The organism is Actinoplanes sp. ATCC 53533 (assembly GCF_003947245.1).
The window spans coordinates 19,333-35,916 of sequence record NZ_QHHV01000021.1 but is presented as its reverse complement, the minus strand read 5'-3'; the positions used below and the strand labels follow the sequence as shown (position 1 = coordinate 35,916).

The following is a 16,584-nucleotide window of genomic DNA, read 5'->3' as shown; positions in this document are numbered from 1 at the left end:
ATCCACCGCGACGATGACGGATTCCGACAGCTCCACATCGAGAAACAGGAGGTTCGCCGGCGGGTCCGGCACATCGCCTAAGCCCCTGGCCAGAACTCCTTCCCGTAACCCTGGGGTAGCCAGGGCGAGGTCCAGGGTGCTGCGGTGGCCAGGTTCTGGGTTTCGGTGCGGTGCTGGAAGAATGTGTGGGCTTGTTGGATCCGGTCGCTGATCGTGGCGGTTGCGGTGTTCGCGATGTGTTGTTTCATCGTGGCCCAGATCCGTTCGACCGGGTTGTCCTGAGGGCTGTATTTCGCGCCTTCGATGATCTGGATGCGGGGATGCGCGGCGAGCCAGCGTTGGGTGATTTTGGAGTGGTGGGTGCTGCCGTTGTCGCAGATCACGGCGATGGCCGGGGCTTGCGGGTAGGCGTCGAGGAGTTGCTGCAGGAAGTAGCAGAACACCACGGAGACGTTCTTGACGCTGACGTGGTGATGCACGGTGCCGGTGAGCAGGTTGACCGCGCCGTGCACGGTGCGTCGCACGTTGGTGCCGGGGGTCAGGATCCGGTGGCGCAGACCGGTGGGCATCCAGCAGGAACGGACCCGGGCGAGGAGGTCGATATGGGTTTCGTCCTCGGCCAGGACCACGCTGCCGGCTGGCAGGGCGGCGATGCGGTCGCGGATGCCGGCGCAGATGGTGTCGCGGTTGGGGTCGCTTTTGGCGATCAGGCGGGGCCGCGCCCAGCGGGCTTGTTCGCGGATGCGGCGGCGCATCGTGGACATGCTCAGCTGGGGCCGGCCCAGGGCTTTCCAGATGCGGGTGGTGGTCCAGGATCGGGGTGTCTGCAGCAGGGTGTGGATGCGTTGCCCGAGGCGGGGGCTGCCCTTGCGGGGCCGTCCTGATCGGGGCCGGTCGGGTAGCCCGGCGAGGCCCTCGGCGTGGTGGCGGGCGATCCAGGCGCGAACGGTTTTCGGGTCGTAGTGCAGCAGATCGGCGATCTCGCTCGCGGACCAGCCGGCCGCTGATAGCACCACCATCATGATCCGGGTGGCGTTACGCCAAGGCCCGTGCAGGGCGGTAATCAGTTCGGTGTGTTGCTGCGCGGACATGCTGGCGTAGACGTGCGCGGGGCGCATACTGACGGTGACCTCGTCGGGGTTCAGGCTCTTGTGTGGAAACCTGATCCGAACCCGCGGCGGGGTCTTTACGTTGTTATGTCCCTCTTGCTGAGCGTGTCCGCGTACCGCCCGTCACCAGTTACGTACCGGAATTCTGCCTACGTGCTTAGAGTCGGCCGCGTGCGACGAAAGCAGCCCGACTGACCGCGGCGCGCTGGCTAGAGTCGGCCGCGTGCGACGACAGCAGCCCGACTGGTTTCGCCGGGCCGAAGCGGATCTGCGGGATCTGGCAGCGACGCTCGAGGAGCGTGGTGTCCCGCCGGTGCCCGTGGGCAAGCTGCGGCGCGGCGGCTGGCTCGGTCGGCGGTCCGGCGGCTCGGCCGGCGACGTGAGTGATCGGCCGCTGCGCTTTCGGCGGGTCCGCGAGCAGGCTTGGCTCGCCCGTGCCGACGACATGTCCGTGACGCTCGCCCTGGATTCCTCCGGCCGTTTGCGGGTGGTCTCGCTGCTCGAGACCGGTAGGGAGCCCGCGCCGTACCAGCCGAGCTGCGAGCTTGAGGGGCATGGCCGGGGCGTGAAGTTCCTGTCGTGGCCGGGTGTCCCCACCCGCCTCGCAGCGGCACCGGACGGTTCGGCGCTCGTCCTCGCGGACGACGTGGGCTGGGGCTACCTGTTCACCATCGAGATCCCGCTCGACCGGCTGATCGCCCGGACCCTGGACGCCCACACCCACTAGTAGGACGACCGGACCGCGTTGGAGAAGGCGCTGACGAAGGCGCCGGAGAGCGAACCCTTCGTGCCCGCGACGTCGACCGACAGGCTGTCCAGGCCGGTGGTCGCCTTCAGGATCCGGTCGAGTGGCTCGGCCTCGCGGTCGGTGATGCCGAAGCAGACCGGGTAGACGGGAATCGACCTGATGTCCTCGCGGGGGTTGTTCAGCACCTCGTCTGCGGACTGGCCCCAATAGTCGTCCACACCGTCGGTCATGACCACGACGGCGTAGATGTCGTCGGCCCCGGCTCTTCCGGCTGCCGCCTTGCGCTGGGCCACCTGCTGCTGCGCACCCATGATCGCCTGAAACAGCGGGGTGTCGTTGGCTGCCTTCCGGACCCGCAGGTTGTCGACGGCCGACTTGAAGCGGTCTTCCTCGAAGCCTTCCCACCGGACCGGATCGACGCAGACGTTCTTGCACAGATCCCGCTTGTCCGGTCCTATCGTGCCGCCGTTCCTCCTGGATTTCGCGGCGAACCCCACGATCGCGAACTCGTCGTTCCTGCCCAGCCAGGCCTGCGCCCGGTGCAGGGCGCTGCGTACCTCGTCGATCCTGTTCTTCCCGGCGACCGAGCCGTCGCGGGCCATCGTCCCGGACTCGTCGATCAGGACCATCAGGTGCACGGGCTTCCGGCTCGCCAGCCACCGGTCCCGGATCGCCGCGATCTCCGGCCCCTGGACGGCCAGGCCCGGCGGCGCGGTGACCGACTCCGGCAGCACCACCCTTTCGTCACCCATCCGGTCGTTCAATTCGGTCAGTCCGGACTCCGGGAACCTCTTTCCGTCCTTGTCGCGCAGCCCCGAGTCGGCCAGCCGCTGCTGAGCGGTCCGCGAGCGGAGGAACGCCAGGAAGTCGTCGGCGGCCGCCCGCTGTTCGGCGGTGAGACCCGGAAGCGGAACGAACGGGTGGTCCATCACCCAGTTGGTGGTCGAGTAGATCGGCACCAGGTCGTCGGGTTCGCCGCCGCCGCTGCCGCCGGCGGGGCAGGGGGTGGAGCTTTTCGGGCTGCCGCCGAGGCTGTCGGCGTCGTACTGGTACATCAGGGATTCCTGGACGATCACGGCGCTGGTCCTGTCGCCCCAGTCCGGGCTCCCGCACCTGGCCTCGTAGCGCAGATCCCGCATCATCTGCGTGCCGTCCGGGTTGATGTCGTTGGGCACCAACCGCTCGATGCGCCGCAGGTATTCGGGAAGTTCCGCGGCTGTCACCCGCATTCCGGTGGCAGCCTTCGCCACGGCGATCAGCGCGAACAGCCCGGACGTGGATTCGACCGGGTCGTCCTTGCGCAACGAGAAGGCCTTCCACTGCGGTGAACCGTGGCTCAACAGGCCCGGCTGACCCCACTGCGACGGTTTGCCGTCCTGCAGGAGCTGCCCGAGGACGGACCAGTTGAAGGACAGATCGGCGTCGGCGAGGCCCTCCTTGAAGCGCCCCGCCTTGCTCCTGGGCATGGCCAGCACGAGCGGGCTCTGCGCGAGCGACTCGAAATCGTCCGCGACCGGCGCGGTGCCCGGCTTCTCGTGCTGCCACAGGGACACCCACGCGGACGACGTCGGCAGCCACACGTGCGGCTTGGACTGCTCGCCGGTGACCGCGGTCCAGTCCGAGGAGGAGAGACCCCGTTCGGCGGTGCCCGAGGTCACCGACGACAAGCTCAAGGTCGCGCAGCCCTTCCGGCCGCCCAGGTCGAATTCCCGGCGGGCGCCGTTGTAATCGATCACGATCAGGTCCATCGCCTTCGGAGCGTCCGGATTTCCGGACGCCTTCTCGGTCGACGAGGACAACTGCAGCGCCACCGGCAGGCAATCCTCCAGGGCACCGTCCAGCACCACCGCGGCACTGGAGATCAGGACGATCGCCAGCACGCTCGCCAGACCGGCCAGGCGGGGGCTCACGTTCTCAGACCTTGGCAAGGCGTCTCCTGCGCTCAAACGACCCGTGCGGGCCAGCGTAGGAAGGGAACGGCGGCCACACCCGGACAGGTCGTCCGTGCCCGCACAGCGGCGCCTCGCGCGTACGTCGCTACGGTCCGCGGCGTACGACAAGAGTCGCCTTTCGGCGTACACCGTGGGATCGGCGATCCGGCATCGTCTTAGGAGATTCGTCGCGCCCGTGTCATGTCGCCGTGAGAGGAGAGCGCCGGTGGAAACAGCGACCGCGATATCCGTAGGAGGCTCCGGCAGGCAGGTGACCGGTGCCTTCGCCCTCAGCCGGCGGTGGCGCCGGGCCTTCCTGATCCTGCACATCATCGCCGGCGGCGCCTGGATCGGGATCGATGTCATGGTCGCGGTCCTGGTCTGGACGGGCCGTTTCGGGCCGGATGCCGACGTCCGCGGCCTGGCCTACCGGGCGTTGGCGGCCTTCGCGGTGTGGCCGATGCTGACGTCCGGGCTGTTCTGCCTGGTCACCGGGGTCGTGCTGGGGCTGGGCACGAAATGGGGGCTGCTGCGGAATTGGTGGGTCGCGGTGAAGCTTGTCCTCAATCTGGTGCTCTGCACGCTGATCATCGTGGCCCTCGAGCCCGGCATGGCCGCCGTCGCGGGATACGGTCGCGACCTGGCCGCCGGCACCGAGGCGCCGCCCGAGGTGTCCTCGCTGTTCTTCCCGCCGGCCGTGTCGTTGACGGCCCTGACGGTCGCCACGGTGCTGAGCGTGGTGAAGCCCTGGGGACGGATCAGGCGGTAGTGCAGGCTATACCGACTGTGGGTAGTTGCCGGGATCGATGTCGACGACCGCGGAAAATAGCGTTCTTCCCATGACGACGACGAAGAAGTTCCGAAACTTGACGGTCGCTCTCGGCACCGCCGCGGTGCTCGTCTCGGGCGCGGGTGTCGCCAACGCGGCAGTGACGCGGAGCGCGGTGACCGGCGGACCGACACCGGCCGCCGCGACGGCGAAGCAGTCCGGCTGGCAGGGCATCACCCGCGAGGCGGTCCAGATCGACTTCGGCAACGGCTGGGTCACCAAGGGCGAGCTCACCTACCCGAGCAGGGCCAAGGGCCGGCTGCCGGTGGTCGTGATGCTGCACGGCAGCGGGCACAACGACATGAACCAGACCCTGCCCGACGGCAAGGGCGCGACCTTCGTCCCGCTCGCCCAGGCCGCCGGCCGCGAGGGCTTCGCGACGCTGCGCTTCAACAAGCGCGGCGTGACCGACATCGGTCCGGTGTTGAGCACCGACCCCGCCCAGCTGGCGCCGAAGAAGCCGTACGACCGGATCCAGCAGGACGCCGCCGCGGCGATCCGGTTCGCCGCGAAGTCGCCGAGGGTCGACCCGTCGAGGATCTTCCTGCTCGGGCACAGCGAGGGCACCAACGTGGCCGCCAACCTCGCCGCCGATCCGAAGAAGCACGGCATCCCGAAGCCGGCCGGTGTGATTGAGATGGGTGTCGTCGGCCTGCACATCAAGAGCCTGATCACCCTGCAGATCTATGGCCGGCTGCTGCTGCAGATGCACGACGAGTTCGACGTGGACGGCGACGGCCGGCTGACGGCCACCGAGGCGGTCAACGGCCTGACCGCCCAGCCGAAGGAGGCGGCCGACCAGTTCCGCGCCGTCCTACTCGCCGGCGACAAGGTGCTGGCCAGCACCGACACCAACCGCGACGGTCAGGTGGCCATCGACGCCGAGGCCGGCCCGGTGCTGCGCGAGATGACCGGCATCGACGCCTACCCGAACATCCCGGGCCTGGAGCAGCCGGTGATCGACTACATCAACGACATCGCCCGCTTCCCGACGGTCGCGCAGGCACTGCCCAGGTTCTCCGGCCCCACGCTGATGCTCAACGGCGAGAACGACCTGCAGACCCCGGCCCGCGCCGCCCTGGTCGCCGACGCCGCCGTCGCCGCGGCCGGCAACAAGGACCACAAGATTGTCATCTACCCGGGTATGGCGCACACCATGAACATCACGCCGAGGTTCTCCCCGGAGTTCGGCGAGCCCGACCAGAAGGTCATCACCGAGGTTCGGAGCTGGCTCGGGTCGCACCGCTGACCTGTCAGGGACCCGAGCTTGTCGGGGGCCTGAGCTTGTCAGGGGCCTGAGCTTGTCGGGGGCCTGAGCTTGTCAGGGGCCTGAGCTTGTCGGGGGCCCGGGCTTGTCGGGGGCCTGAGCTTGTCGGGGGCCTGAGCTTGTCAGGGGCCCGGGCTTGTCAGGGGCCCGGGCTTGTCAGGGGCCCGAGATTGTCAGCACTTGAGGGCGGCCACCGATTCGGTGGCCGCCGTCGTCGCGAGGACCCGGTTTCCGGCAGCGAGCCGCCGGGTCTCAACCGCTTCTCCCGATCAGAAGGGGGGAGCGTCCTCGCCCATCAGCGCCAGGGTGACGCCGCCCTTTCCGCTCTTGAGGCTCTGCACCACGACCTTGCCGGTGCTGCCGTCGGGCAGCTCCAACGTGAAGGTCTTTCCGACCGCGTTCTTGGGGCCGTTGCCGGAGCCGTTCGCGGGCCGGAAGTCGCCCGCCCACGGGGGGACTCCGCCCTTGCGCGCAGGCTCGGAGAAGAGCGCGGCGGTGCCAGGAGTCCTGGTGCCGTCGGCGGAAAGAAGCGTTGAGGCACTGCGAAAGGTAGCCATATGCAGCGAGGATATCTCGGACTGCGCTCGTTTGGGCGACGGAAGCCGTGCCACACCGCGAACGACACCGCCGTGGGCGGCGAGCTACCGGGACCAGACCGCCTCGAGACGGGTCGGGCCGCGGTGCAGCAGGTTGGCCAGGTACGGCGCGCGGAACCCGTCGGCGAGCCGGACGTCGGGTAGCCGCCGTACCAGGGTTGTGATCGCCGTGCGTGCCTCCAGGCGGGCCAGCGCCGCGCCGACGCAGAAATGGATGCCACGCCCGAACGCCAGGTGCCGGTCGGGGCGGGCGCGGTCCGGATCGAAGGTGTCGGGATCGGCGGCGGCGGCCGGGTCGCGGTTGGCGGAGCCGATCACCGCGAACACCTGCGCACCGGCCGGGACGCGCACCCCGGACAGCTCGGTGTCGGCCACCACCGTACGGAACGAGCCCTGCACGGGAGGATCCACTCGCAGGGTCTCCTCGACGAGCGAGTCGGCCCGTGCCGGATCGGCGGCGATCGCCGCGGCCAAGCCGGGGTGGCCCAGGAGCAGCAACAACGCGGTGCCGATGAGGTTGGCGGTGGTCTCGTGGCCGCCGAAGATCAAGGTGATGAGGAGGCTGACCAGCTCGGTGGTGGAGAACCGGCCGCCGGCGTCCTCCGGCGGCTCGGCGGTCACGAGGCCGGTGAGCAGGTCGTCACGCGGGTCGGCGCGGCGGGCCTCCACCAGAGCGGCCAGATACCGCTCGAACGCGACGGACTGGTGCGCGGCCTCGCGCTGGCGCTCCGGTGTCGCGTCGAACGACGTGAGCGTCTTGAGCTCCTCGGTCCACGCCCGCACCTGACCGGCGTCGGCGGCCGGGATGCCGATCAGCTCGCAGATGACCCGCAGCGGCAGCGGCAACGCGAACCGCCCCACCAGGTCGGCCTCGCCGTCGGCGGCGAAGCCGTCGATCAGCGCGTCGGTGAGCCGCTGGACGTGCGGTGCCAGCTCGCGGGTTCGGCGCGGCGAGAACGCCGTGGCGACGAGGGCGCGGGTGCGGGTGTGCGCCGGCGGATCCTCGTTCAACAGGGCCGGCACCTCCGGGTAGCCCTCCGCGAGGATCTCCCGCACGCCGTCGGCCGCGACCAGCGGCGTGCGGATGCCGAACGCCGACGAGAACCGCTCGACGTCGGTGAGCACGGTCCGCACGTCGGCGCGCCGGGTGACCACCCAGACGCCGAAGGCATCGGCGTAGTAGACCGGTGCCTCCGCACGCGCCCGCCGGTAGAGCGGGTATGGATTCTCCACATGGGACTCGGAGAAGCGATCGAACACGAATGTGCCAGCCTCGGTCATGGCTGCCCCCGGGACATCGACTGCGGTCACCGGAAAGTCTAGGGGTGTCTGGCGACGCCACGTGCGGGGTGACGGCGCCGGCGGTGCTGATCCGGCCGACCGCGATCCGCCAGACACCCCCTGACCAGGCCTGCGTCAGCCGCGATACGCGCGCGACAGCGTCTGGGTGGCAGTTCCGCCGTCGGCGCGGGTCAGCGTCGAGCGCAGCGCCACCCAGGTTCCGGCGGCCGGCGGCGTGGTCACGACCGCCGTCCATCGGCCGCCGGGCAGCCGGCGCACAGTGGCCGGCTGCCAAGTCCGGCCATCGTCCGTGGAGGTCTGCACGGCGAGTTTCCGCGTGCTGCCGCCCTCGCCGGAGTCCTGCGACTGGACGGTGACGCCGATGCTCCCGGGTCGCGGCGCGAACCGTACGGTGCTCAGCGGCAGCACCGTGGTGCCCGCCGCACGCGCCGACCGGAACGTCCATTCGGCGGTGACGGTTCGTTCCGCCGCGCTCGCCGTGATGGCCAGGCGGTACGCCGCATCGTCCGCGGGCACCTCGGCGACCAGCCGCTGCGGATCCGGGTCCTCGGCGATGAGTTCGCCGTTACGGAACAGCTGGGCAGTCCCGGTCGCCTGGAGCGCGTACCCGTAGTGCTCCGGGGCCCCGCCGTCGGAGAACAGCGGCACGCGGGCGGCGATCACGTCGCCCTGGCGCGCGACCAACGGCCGCTGCCCCGACGAAAGTCCCGGCAGGCTGGGGCCGAACACGGGCCCGTTCCACCGCATCGGGTAGGTCCGGCCGGCCCGCAGCACCCGCGCCGGGGCCGACTGCTCGGTGTCGCCGAAGATCATCGACTGGCGCCACGCGACGGTGCCGCCGCCGGTGGTGAAGTACGAGGTGCGGCTGCCGGGGACCGTGTTGACGACCGGGGTCCAGAAGCCCCCGCCCACGCGGTGGCCGAAGTACGGCATCGCGATGGACTGCACGGTGCCGCTGCCCTGATAGGTGGAGGTCACCGTCGCGAGCTCGGAACGACGCACCGCGTGGCGCAGCGTCGAGGGAATGCCGCCGGCCGTCGGCAGCACGACGTGGTAGGTGTACGGGCTGTCGGTGGCCTCCGTGCCGTTCGGTCTGACCCATTGGCTCTCGGAGAAGAACACGAGGTCGCGGGTCTTCCGCGTCCGGGTCGGCACGGCGTACAGGCCCGCGGTGCGTTTCATCGTCGGGCCGGACGGCCCGTCGATGGCGAAGGTCACCCCGTAGTCGTCGCTGCCGAGCACGATGCCGGCGTACGAGCGCCCGAGCCGGGCACTCTTCTCCGGGACCGTGACATCGATCTTCTTCGCCTTGCGGGAGTCGAAGGCCAGGGTTGTGTCGTTCGACAGTTCGAGGTCGGGGAATACCTCGATGGACTGGCCGCCGACCGGCTCCACGGTGGCGGCGACCGCCGTCCAGCGCCCGGCGGGCACCCGCGCCTCGCCGGTGCCGTCGGTGAGGGCGATCTCCATTCCGTCGCCGGTGGCCGGCATCGGGTAGAGGATCACGTACGCGTCGACGGGCGACCCGGTGCGGTCCTTGGCGGTGACGGTGACGTCGTGGCTCGGCACCTCCCGTTCCACGCCCATCGCGATCCGCACCCGGGTGCCGCCGCTGGTGGCCGTGAGGACGCCGGGGAAGCGGCCATCGCGGCCGTCGAGGCCGGTATGCGCGGTGACGCCCACCTCGGCGCTGCCGTGCGCCGCGACGGCGACCCGCGCCGACGACAGGGTGAAGACGCCCACGTCCGGCGACGACACCGTCAGATCGAAGGTCCGTGCCGTGCCGGCGGTGTTGTGCAGGGTGACGGTGCGGGTCTGCCGCTGGCCGGCCGGATGCGGCCACCGGGCCAGCCCGAAGCTCAGGCTGGTCGGGGACGCGTACGCCGTGGCGGACATCGCGCTCGCGACATCGACCCGGCCGCTGCCGACCGCGTACGCATCGGCCCTGATCGGCGTGGCGCCGCCGACGAGGGCGCCCTTGAGCTGCTCGGCCCGCCAGCCGGGATGCGCCTGCGCGAGCAGTGCCGCGGAGCCCGTCACGTGCGGTGTGGCCATCGAGGTGCCGGACAGCTTCGCGTAGTTGTCGTCCACGGCCTCCAGGGCGAGGGTGTCCCGAGCCCGGGCCGCGACGATGCCGGCGCCGGGGGCCGCCAGGTCGGGTTTCACGGCGCCGTCGGCTCCCGGTCCCCGGCTGGAGAAGCCGGCGAGAGCGTCGTCGCCGTCGACCGCCGCGACGGCGAGGGCCGACTGCGCACTGGCCGGCGAGCTGACCGTACGGTCGCCTCCGTCGTTGCCGGCGGCGACGACGAACAGCGTCCCGGATCTCGCGGTGAGCGTGTTGACGGCCTCCTCGAGCGGATCGATGCCCGGCTCGTCGGGCCCACCCAGACTCAGGTTGACGATGCGGGCACCGTTGTCGACTGCCCACTGCATGCCGTCGAGGACCGATGAGGTGGAACATCCGTCCTGGCACACCCGGCCGATGAGCAGATCGGCGTCGGCGGCGACGCCGCGGTATCTGCCCTCCGACGCGGCACCGCTGCCGGCCACGGTCGACGCGACGTGAGTGCCGTGTCCGTCGAGGTCGGCGGTGCCGGGGTCGTCATCGATGAAGCTCTTCGCCGCGACGACGCGTCCACGGAGATCCGGATGGTCCGGATCGAGGCCACTGTCGAGGATCGCCACCTTTACTCCCTTGCCGGTGAGCCCCGCCTGCCACGCGGCGGGAGCGCCGATCTGCGGCACACTCTTGTCCAGCAGCGGCTGGACCTCGGCGTCGAGCCACACCCTGCGGATGCCGTCCGCACGCACCAGCTTGTCCCAGACGGCGGCCGTCGCCGCGTTCTCAACGGTGACCGCGCGGGCGGACAATGCGCGGATCGGCCGCTGCTCGGCGGCGCCCGCCGCCTTCAGCTCCTGCCGGGCGCGTTCGCCCCCGGCGCTGTCGGCGTATCGCACGATGATCGGCACCTCGCCGTGCTCGCCGCTCTCGGCGAGCCGCGTCACGTTGAACAGTTGCCGGTCCAGAGTCCCGGCGGCGACGGCGCCGGCGGCATCGGACGGGATCACGTAGGTGTCGGCGCCCGACGTGCGGCGCACGAACCGAACGCCGGCCCGGCCCGGCGCCGGCACGACCGCGCCGGCCTCGCCGCCGACGACTGCCACCTTGTCACCGGACAGCAGGGTGACGGTCATCGGACGGGCCGCGACCGGCGCACTCTGCCCGGTGGCGGGGGGCGCCCGGCTGTTCGGTCGCGCCAGCCGAGACAGCGACACCGCTCAGGCCGAGAGTGACGACTGTGACGACCGTCGCGGTGGCCAACCGCCGTTTCGGTTCGGGCATGCGATCTCCAAGAGCAGAGGACGTTGCGCGGATACGCAGTCGTCACCTACCTGTCCGGCACCCTGCCCGCAGCCACATCCCTTTCCTGCTGTGTCGGTTTCCCGGCGGTGTCTCTGATCGGACAGGCCGGCCCCTGTCGTTCCCAGGTCGGTGTTGATTGACTGCGGGCATGCCGCTTGACCGCTACGGTGTGCTGGTTGGTGTGTTGCGCGACCATTTCCGCGACAAGCCCGACACGCAGGGCCGGTGGTATCACGTCAACCTCGAGGTGGACGGCCCCGCCGGCGGATATCGGTGCGCCATCGACGTGGACAGCAAGCAGTCCAGCATCGGCGTCCAGTGGAAGACGCTGACCGTCGCGCCCGCGGCGCTCGGTCCGGTGGCCGCATCGCAGGACGGCTACCACGATCTCGTCAGCAGTCCCGCTTCCGGGGCGTTCGACTACATTCGCCATCCGGCGCTGGTCGACAACCCGGGATGCCTGTTCGTCCTGCGACCGCCGTCCTGGCTGCAGCGCCTGCTGAGTCTGTTCTTCCCCCGCCGGCCATGGAAGGCGGGGTCCAATGTCGACGCCTCGGTGGCGCTGGAGTCGATACTCCGGCCGGGCCGGCGCATCCTGGTCTTCGGCGAGCCGTTCACCGTCGGGCTGGGGATGCACAACGTCCACCAGAATCAGGGCGACCCCGCGGGCAGCCGATGGTGGAAGGAGAACGGCATCTGGCAGGACGGCGGGACGGTCGTCGAACGGCCGGACGGCAAGTTCGACGTCTTCATCTCCAAGTTCTCCACTCAGGCCGACCGCACGGACGACGCCGGTCACCCCGGCTAGCGCGTGGCATTGACTCTCTACTATGCGTGGGGTCGTGGCATCGACGCTGCGACCCCCCGTCAGAAGGGTCGTCCACATGCTGATGAAGACGCACCGACTACTGACCGCGGCGCTGGCCGGCATCGTCCTGTCCGCCGTCGCAGCCGCGCCAGGATCGGCCGCCCCGGCCGCCTCCGATCGCACCAGCAAGGCGGAGAGCAAGCGGGTCGACGCGGTGCCCACCCCCAAACTCGGCTGGTACAAGTGTTACGAGATCGCCGAGTGCGCCACCGCCCGGCTGCCGCTCGACTACGACAAGCCGAAGGGCGCCACCACCGAGATCGCCATTCTGCGGATCAAGGCGAAGGACCAGAAGCGCAAGATCGGCAGCTTGTTCCTCAACCCTGGCGGTCCGGGCGGCTCGGCGACGGAGTTCGCCCGCTTCGCGCCGTACTTCCTCAGCGATTCGCTGCTCCAGCGCTTCGACATCGTGGGTGTCGACCCCCGCGGCATCGGCGCCAGCGCGAACGTCCGCTGCTTCAAGTCGGTCAAGGACCAGACCGCGGTGTTCGATCTGCTGAACGTGCCGTTCCCGGTCACCAAGGCGGAGGAGAAGCGGTACGTGACCGGGTCGAAGCTGATGGGCAAGGCCTGCTCCACCACCGGCCGCCCGCTGACCGGTGCGATGTCCACCGCCGAGGTGGCCCGGGACATGGACGTCATGCGCCGCGCCGTGGGCGACCGCAAGCTGAACTACCTGGGCTTCAGCTACGGCAGCGCGCTGGGCCAGTACTACGCGAACATGTTCCCGGACCGGTTCCGGGCCCTGACCGTGGACGGCGTGCTCAACCCGACCGCCTGGGTCGGCACCACCCGGCAGATCCTCGACGAGCGGCTGCGCTCGTCCGACGGCGCGTACCAGGCGCTGATCGAGATTCTCAAGCGCTGCGACCGGGCGGGCGAGAAGTTCTGCGTCTTCGCCGCGGGTGACCCGGTCAAGAACTTCGAGACCATCGCCCGCGCGCTGCGCGCGAAGCCGCTCCAACTGCCCGACGGCGCGGGCGGCACGTTCACCGTCACGTACGCGATCTTCGTCGGCGCGATCCTTGGCTCGCTCTACGGCACCGACGCCGGCCAGGTGGTCACCGAGATCGCCGCGGAGGTCTGGGCGGCCCTCCACGCGGGCTCGACCGCCGCGCTGACCGAGCGGGCCCGGGCGGCCCAGGCGACCAAGCGGGGGTACGACTTCCCGTACGAGAACGGCTTCGAGGCGAGTAGCGCGGTCATCTGCACCGACGGACGGCACCCGGCGGACGCCGGATCCTGGCCGGCCGCCACGGCCCGTCGCGACCAGCGGGCGCCCTACTTCGGCCGGTCCTGGGGCTGGATCGACAGCCAGTGCGCGAACAAGACGTGGACCGTGCAGGACGAGGACGCCTATCGCGGGCCGTTCACCAAGCGGACCGCCGCCCCGGTGCTGGTCGTCGGCAACTTCTGGGACCCGGCGACGAACTACCAGGGCGCCGTCTCGTCGAGCCGGCTGCTGCCGAACTCGCGCCTGCTGTCCAGCAACAACTGGGGCCACACCGCGTACGGCTCGGGCGTGTGCGCCACCACCGCGATCGACAACTATCTGCTGACCGGGAAGCCGCCCGCCAAGGGCACGGTCTGCACGGACTCGGTGCAGCCGTTCACCGAGCCGCTGCCGCCGCCGGGGGAGCCCACCACCCTGTCGGCGCCGACCGGTAAGCAGCGCCCGCCGGTCGCCACGCTGATCCCGGAGTCGTTGCTGATCCCGGAGAAGTAACCGCCCGTGGGCGGGGCGGCCGCGGTCGCCCCGCCCACCGCCGGCGAGCCGGGAGGGGCCACGACGGGCCGATTGGCTCCTTCGACAAAGCGCCCCCGCTGACACACTCGTTGAGGTGGATATCTGCGAAGCACAGCTGCTCTGGAGCGCACCGCCCGGCTGGTTCAACACCGCTAGTTACGGCTTGCCGCCGCGACCCGCGTGGGATGCGCTGCAGTCCGCGCTCGCCGACTGGCGAGTCGGTGCCCTCAGCCCGGACGAGTGGGATAGCGCCACCGGGATCGCCCGCGCCGGCTTCGCCCGCCTGATCGGGGTTCCCGAAGGCGACGTCGCGGTCGGTGCGCAGGCGTCCCAGCTGATCGCTCCGGTCGCGACCGCGGTCGCGGACGGGGCGCGGGTGGTGCTGCCGGAGATCGAATTCACGTCGAATCTGTTCCCGTGGCTGGTGCACAGCGACCGGCTCAAGGTGGTTACGGTGCCGACCGATCGGCTGGTGGAGACGGTGGCCGCCGGCTGCGATGTGGTGGCGTTCTCCCTGGTCCAGTCCGCGACCGGGGAGGTCGCCGGGTACCAGAGCGTCATCGCGGCCGCTCGTGAGGTGGGTGCGATGGTGGTCGTCGACGCCAGTCAGGCGTGCGGGTGGCTTCCGTTCGACGCGGCGCTCGCCGACGTGGTGGTCGTCAGCGCGTACAAGTGGCTGATGTGTCCGCGGGGCGCGGCGTTCGCCTACCTGAGTCCCCGCGTCCGGGATGCCATCCGGCCGATCGCCGCCGGGTGGTTCGCGGGCGCCGACACGCACAGCTCGTATTACGGCCCGTCGATGCGGTTGGCCGACGACGCCCGGCGCTTCGATGTGTCGCCGGCCTGGTTCAGCTGGATCGGGGCCGTGCCGGCGCTGGGCGTGGTGGAGCAGATCGGCATCGCGGCGATCCACGACCACAATGTGGCGCTGGCCAACCGCTTCCTCGCGGGGCTGGACCGGCCGGCCGGCGACAGCGCGATCGTGACCGTCGACGCGCGGGACGCCGCGGCCGGACTCGCGGCCGCCGGCATCCGGATGGCGTTGCGCGCCGGCCGGCTACGCGCGGCGTTCCACGTCTACAACACCGACGCCGACGTGGATCGAGCGCTGGACGTGCTGGCCGGCTGACCGGCTACGGTGGCGTCGTGATCGATGATGGGCGGCCGAGCAGCGCCGCGGCCGACGACCGCGCCGCGATCGCCGGCATCGTGCGGACGTTCTTCGCCGCCTTCACCTCCGGTGCGGAGTGCGCCACCCGGCTCGACGCCCTTCGGCAGGTCTTTCTCCCCGCGGCGGTGATCGTCCGGACCTGCGGTGGTGCGCCCGCCGTCCACGGAGTGGAGAGCTTCCTCGCTCCCCGGCAGGAACTGCTGTCCAGCGGCACCCTGACCGACTTCCGAGAGTGGGAGCTGTCGGGGCACACCGAGGTGTTCGGCGACATCGCCCAGCATTTCTGCGGCTACGCCAAGGCGGGAGTGCGGGACGGGACGCACTTCACCGGGCGGGGGATGAAGACACTGCAGTTCGTCCGAACGCCGGCCGGGTGGCGCATCAGCGCCGTGGCCTGGGACGACGAAAGAGACGGCCGGACGATCGAATCGGCCCGGAGTTCTCCCACCATTTCGGCCGGGTGGAGACCCGCTGGCAGGCACAGTAGGGTCGTGGGGATGGCGACATTCCGCACCCTGATGCGTGGCGACGCGAGCCCCGCCGACTCGTTCTCCGTCCAGCCCGGGCTGCTGCTCATGCGGACCGCGGATGAGTTCCAGCGGTGCTGGGAGCTGATGACGAAGGGCGACACGCCGGCGCGGGAGATTCCGGTGGTCGACTTCGCCGCCGAGGCGGTGGTGATGCTGGCCCTCGGCATGCGCCCGACGACCGGTTACTCCGTGACCATCGACCGGGTCGAGGCCGGCGCGGACGTCCTCGAGGTGAGCGCGACGGAGACGAGGCCGAGTGGATACGTTGGCGAGATGGTCACCGAGCCGGTGCACCTGGTCGCCGTGCCGGCCGCCGACGCCCGCGACGATCTGCGGCTGATCCTGCGGATCACCAACGATTAGCAGTGCCACGGCGGCGCACCAGGCGACGAACCTGGAGACCAAAGATCGCTAGGGGTGTCAGGAGGACTCCGGCAGGAGCTTGCGGCGGGCGACCCGCCGGCGGATCAGTTCGACGATGCCCCCGAACGCGAACGACAGGCCGAGGCCGACGGCGAGGCCGAGCAGGGGGTTCTCGACGAACGCCGCTCCGCCCAGGAAGCCCAGCCCCGCGGTGTAGGCGGCCCAGGCCAGTGCGGCGATCGCCGAGGCGGGGCTGAAGCGGGACAGCGGTAGCCGGGCCGTGCCGCAGGCCAGGTTCATCGTGACGCGGCCGCCGGGCAGAAATCGTGAGATCACGATCAGCGGGGTGGTGCGGCGGTCGAGTTGCCGGCCCGCCGCGGCGACGGCCCGGCTGACGCGCTGGGAGCGGTTGATCAGCCGGGGGCCGAGGACGCTGCGGCTGAGGCCGTACGCGAGGTGGTCGCCGACGAAGACGCCCAGCGCCGTGGCCAAGACGATCAGCAGCAGGCTTGGCGTGCCGGCGTGGGCGAAGACGCCGGCGGCCAGCACCGCGGCCTCGGACGGGATCATCGGCAGCACGCCGTCCAGGCTGCACAGGCCCGACAGCAGCGGGTAGAGCAGCGGCGACGTCATCAGCGGGCCGACCAGGTTCATCAGATCCATGCGCCGAAGCGTGAGCGTGGGGTACCGGCCGGGGCGTCGGTCTCCGGTGTTGTCGCGGGTCACTCCCGGGTACGGGGTCGGATACCTCTGCGGTTG

Annotated in this window: 13 protein-coding genes; 7 read left to right on the top strand and 6 right to left on the bottom strand. The window is 70.6% G+C overall.

Annotated features, from left to right (window positions below):
- Nucleotides 1-77 precede the first annotated feature (77 nt).
- Nucleotides 78-1,118 (bottom strand): IS630 family transposase, encoded by a 1,041-nt coding sequence (locus DMB66_RS08255; RefSeq protein WP_125803433.1) that lies wholly within the window; start codon nt 1,116-1,118, stop codon nt 78-80.
- A gap of 214 nt (nt 1,119-1,332) precedes the next feature.
- Here DMB66_RS08255 and DMB66_RS08250 point away from each other — a divergent pair, with 214 nt between their 5' ends.
- The gene (locus tag DMB66_RS08250) at nt 1,333-1,836 is read left to right on the top strand and encodes a hypothetical protein (RefSeq protein ID WP_125803432.1); all 504 of its coding nucleotides are present in this window, start codon (nt 1,333-1,335) and stop codon (nt 1,834-1,836) included.
- On the opposite strand, the gene DMB66_RS08245 is transcribed toward DMB66_RS08250, so the two are convergent.
- Nucleotides 1,833-3,767, bottom strand: a complete 1,935-nt coding sequence (locus DMB66_RS08245; RefSeq protein WP_158647173.1) for a substrate-binding domain-containing protein — start codon at nt 3,765-3,767, stop codon at nt 1,833-1,835. The two genes, DMB66_RS08250 and DMB66_RS08245, sit on opposite strands and share 4 nt — an antisense overlap.
- A gap of 247 nt (nt 3,768-4,014) precedes the next feature.
- Between DMB66_RS08245 and DMB66_RS08240 the strand changes: the two genes are divergently transcribed.
- Both DMB66_RS08240 and DMB66_RS08235 read left to right on the top strand, forming a co-directional pair.
- Complete coding sequence (locus DMB66_RS08240; RefSeq protein ID WP_233624386.1) at nt 4,015-4,557, top strand: hypothetical protein; 543 nt, start codon at nt 4,015-4,017, stop codon at nt 4,555-4,557.
- 70 nt (nt 4,558-4,627) lie between these two features.
- Nucleotides 4,628-5,866: an alpha/beta fold hydrolase gene (locus DMB66_RS08235; protein WP_158647172.1), complete on the top strand. Its 1,239-nt coding sequence runs from the start codon at nt 4,628-4,630 to the stop codon at nt 5,864-5,866.
- Between the two features lie 287 nt (nt 5,867-6,153).
- Here DMB66_RS08235 and DMB66_RS08230 read toward each other — a convergent pair whose 3' ends face one another.
- The 3 genes from DMB66_RS08230 to DMB66_RS08220 form a co-directional block, all read right to left on the bottom strand.
- A complete protein-coding gene (locus tag DMB66_RS08230; protein ID WP_125803429.1) occupies nt 6,154-6,441 on the bottom strand; it encodes a hypothetical protein in 288 nt (95 codons plus the stop codon).
- Between the two features lie 84 nt (nt 6,442-6,525).
- The gene (locus DMB66_RS08225) at nt 6,526-7,761 is read right to left on the bottom strand and encodes a cytochrome P450 (protein WP_125803428.1); all 1,236 of its coding nucleotides are present in this window, start codon (nt 7,759-7,761) and stop codon (nt 6,526-6,528) included.
- Nucleotides 7,762-7,896: 135 nt separating this feature from the next.
- The gene (locus tag DMB66_RS08220) at nt 7,897-10,977 is read right to left on the bottom strand and encodes a S8 family serine peptidase (protein WP_125803427.1); all 3,081 of its coding nucleotides are present in this window, start codon (nt 10,975-10,977) and stop codon (nt 7,897-7,899) included.
- A 317-nt stretch (nt 10,978-11,294) separates the two neighbouring features.
- Between DMB66_RS08220 and DMB66_RS08215 the strand changes: the two genes are divergently transcribed.
- The 4 genes from DMB66_RS08215 (at nt 11,295) to DMB66_RS08200 (ending at nt 15,825) form a co-directional block, all read left to right on the top strand.
- Complete coding sequence (locus DMB66_RS08215) at nt 11,295-11,954, top strand: DUF2278 family protein (RefSeq protein ID WP_125803426.1); 660 nt, start codon at nt 11,295-11,297, stop codon at nt 11,952-11,954.
- 76 nt (nt 11,955-12,030) lie between these two features.
- Nucleotides 12,031-13,740, top strand: coding sequence for an alpha/beta hydrolase (locus DMB66_RS08210; protein ID WP_125803425.1), 1,710 nt, complete (start codon nt 12,031-12,033; stop codon nt 13,738-13,740).
- Nucleotides 13,741-13,855: 115 nt separating this feature from the next.
- The gene (locus tag DMB66_RS08205) at nt 13,856-14,890 is read left to right on the top strand and encodes an aminotransferase class V-fold PLP-dependent enzyme (protein ID WP_125803424.1); all 1,035 of its coding nucleotides are present in this window, start codon (nt 13,856-13,858) and stop codon (nt 14,888-14,890) included.
- Nucleotides 14,891-14,907: 17 nt separating this feature from the next.
- The gene (locus DMB66_RS08200) at nt 14,908-15,825 is read left to right on the top strand and encodes a protease complex subunit PrcB family protein (protein ID WP_125803423.1); all 918 of its coding nucleotides are present in this window, start codon (nt 14,908-14,910) and stop codon (nt 15,823-15,825) included.
- A gap of 57 nt (nt 15,826-15,882) precedes the next feature.
- Here the strand turns inward: DMB66_RS08200 and DMB66_RS08195 are convergent, their stop codons facing one another.
- The gene (locus DMB66_RS08195; RefSeq protein ID WP_125803422.1) at nt 15,883-16,488 is read right to left on the bottom strand and encodes a DedA family protein; all 606 of its coding nucleotides are present in this window, start codon (nt 16,486-16,488) and stop codon (nt 15,883-15,885) included.
- Nucleotides 16,489-16,584 lie beyond the last annotated feature (96 nt).

Bases quoted from the DNA above. Each gene is read 5' to 3' on its own strand.
- DMB66_RS08235 (WP_158647172.1), top strand. From the start codon at position 4,628: ATGACGACGACGAAGAAGTTCCGAAACTTGACGGTCGCTCTCGGCACC.
- DMB66_RS08225 (WP_125803428.1), bottom strand. From the start codon at position 7,761: ATGACCGAGGCTGGCACATTCGTGTTCGATCGCTTCTCCGAGTCCCAT.
- DMB66_RS08215 (WP_125803426.1), top strand. From the start codon at position 11,295: ATGCCGCTTGACCGCTACGGTGTGCTGGTTGGTGTGTTGCGCGACCAT.
- DMB66_RS08220 (WP_125803427.1), bottom strand. From the start codon at position 10,977: ATGACCGTCACCCTGCTGTCCGGTGACAAGGTGGCAGTCGTCGGCGGC.
- DMB66_RS08230 (WP_125803429.1), bottom strand. From the start codon at position 6,441: ATGGCTACCTTTCGCAGTGCCTCAACGCTTCTTTCCGCCGACGGCACC.
- DMB66_RS08195 (WP_125803422.1), bottom strand. From the start codon at position 16,488: ATGGATCTGATGAACCTGGTCGGCCCGCTGATGACGTCGCCGCTGCTC.
- DMB66_RS08255 (WP_125803433.1), bottom strand. From the start codon at position 1,118: ATGCGCCCCGCGCACGTCTACGCCAGCATGTCCGCGCAGCAACACACC.
- DMB66_RS08210 (WP_125803425.1), top strand. From the start codon at position 12,031: ATGCTGATGAAGACGCACCGACTACTGACCGCGGCGCTGGCCGGCATC.